General features: G+C 48.2%; 2 protein-coding genes and 1 pseudogene. All 3 read right to left on the bottom strand.

Features of this window, described 5'->3' with window-relative positions; all coding sequences use genetic code 11:
• Positions 1-428 (bottom strand): helix-turn-helix domain-containing protein (locus RTW80_RS24395; RefSeq protein WP_312720628.1); only part of this gene is annotated, 428 nt, incomplete at its 3' end.
• Between the two features lie 186 nt (positions 429-614).
• Positions 615-902: pseudogene (locus tag RTW80_RS31735) on the bottom strand (hypothetical protein); the annotation flags it as partial.
• A 162-nt stretch (positions 903-1064) separates the two neighbouring features.
• The coding region (locus RTW80_RS24405; RefSeq protein ID WP_312720631.1) for a GTP-binding protein at positions 1065-2094 on the bottom strand (1030 nt) is incomplete at its 5' end.

The raw sequence follows: 2094 nt of genomic DNA on the forward strand, positions 1-2094 counted from the left end.
GTACAAGGACGCCGGTAACGAGGCTGATGAATTTTCGGTGCGCGTTGTCTGCGGGGAATCCAGAGTCCGGCCTTTATCATGAGACGTCGGATGGTTTCCTTTCCAAGGACCAGACCGTGAACTTCCTCCAGCTTTTCCCGCGCTAGCGTGGGGCCAAAATCACGGTAGTGCTCCCGGATTATACTGAGTGCCTGATCTGTCAGTGACGCTGGCAACAGACGGTTACCAGTGCGGCCACGACTCTGGTTGTTCATGCCAAGCGGCCCATACTGGCGATAACGTTTGAGCAGACGGCTGCAATGACGTGGCGTGATGCCCAGCATTTCGGCAGCCTGTCCAGGACGGATATTGCGATCGATGACATCCTGAAGGATTTTGAGGCGATTGATTTCTTTCACGGTGAACATTCCGGCGTCATTTATAGCCATAGAAAACTCCTCATCAGGAAAAAGTGAGTCGTTGTCTAGACATAGGGATCTGAGAAACTATAGCCTGGACATTCCTAATGAGCCACAAATAGACATTAGCATTGAGCCTCTACAATGTTTGTGCGCACAATCTATCTTATGTTAAATAACATTGAATATTAACTTACTTCATGAAGCTTACTGCTTCTATTTCCACTTCTTTTTCTTATTAATCGCTCCCCTAATCCACGCATTCATCTGCTCTACAGGCTCTAAAATATTTTTTCTGAGTACTGAGCACAAACTGCTCCATAAAAAACAGACCACAAGTTTGGGCATGATACTGATGTAGTCACGTTTTATTGTTTTCATGAAGCTCTCTGCTATTCCATTACTCACCGGACTCCGCACCGCCGTGTTCTTCGATTTAAGTCCCAACATCCGAGCGAACTGGCGTGTTTCATTAACCCGGTAGTCAGAGTCAGCGGTCGAAAGACCTCCCAGGTAGCTACTCTGCATACCCACTATAATGCAACTATTCTCGTGACGTGTGTTTCAGCTCTCCCCCGGCTATGATACGAGATGGTATGGAGAGCCCTTCTGGGGCCACTGCCTGCACCAGATGCAACAGGAAGCCTGATATGAATGCAATTTCTGTCAGGACAGGCGGGTAACTTTCTGTGGCCATGGATCAGGGAATACTCCACCCGACATCCACCACTGAATTTCTTCTTCAGTCAACAAGCAAAGGGATAAGGCATGTGTAAAATCATTAACTTCAGTGGCATTGCCAATGATAGTCAACTGACAGCAGCGATCGCCAAATCGCCCAGAGGCTGTGTCGATGTGTCGCTGTAGCGCTGAACGTTCTTCACGAGTTAAATTATTGTCAGTATGTTCCAGTACTCCAGCTTTCCAGTAGCCAATGAGCGCCAGACTGATGCTTCCTGCTGACTGATTCCAGAGCAGGGCAAGATCATCTCTCCCGGGGAGCCAAAAAAAACCTTTACTGCGATAAACGCCCATGCCCATAAAGCGGTGACAGGTATCCCATAATCTTTGCGGATGGAATGGCCTGTCGTCCCTGATGACGCGCCATATAAGTTCCTCATTGTTGCACGGAGTATCCATGTTTCCTACAAGTGCTTCCAGTTCACTGATGAGTAACTCAACACGGTCAAAATTGTAGTCCGGGATCGCCAGTAATGTGCTCAGTTCAATATTTCCCCATGATACCGCGAGCACATCCACGGAGGGGTTAAGTGGGTGTATGGCTTTTGCCACAGCGGAGATAATGTCAAAGGGCAGGCGGTCATTTCTGGTCAGCAGCAGCCTGTTGCAGAACATGATTTGCTCGGCCAGCAAATTCTCCAGGCCGCGTTTGTTATGCCGGAGATTTTCCTGAAGAGTGGGGATCAGTTTTTTCCCATCATTGTAATCTTCATGGAGCATGACAGTATCAACGAGTGTTAAAAACGCCTTCAGGCGTACACGTGAATGGCGACGCAGGTATTTGACCAGAGGAAGCGGATGACTGCTTCCGGAGGTTTCAATCAGCATCACATCCGGCTTGTTGTGATCAAGCAGGTGGTTAATTGCGAGATCCATCTTTTTGAGGCCTGCGGGGCTGCTGATGCTGTCTGCGGTGATACTTACGAAATTATTGTCTTTTGCATCTACAATATCT

Source organism: Escherichia sp. AM3, assembly GCF_032029835.1.
Lineage (GTDB): Bacteria > Pseudomonadota > Gammaproteobacteria > Enterobacterales > Enterobacteriaceae > Escherichia > Escherichia coli.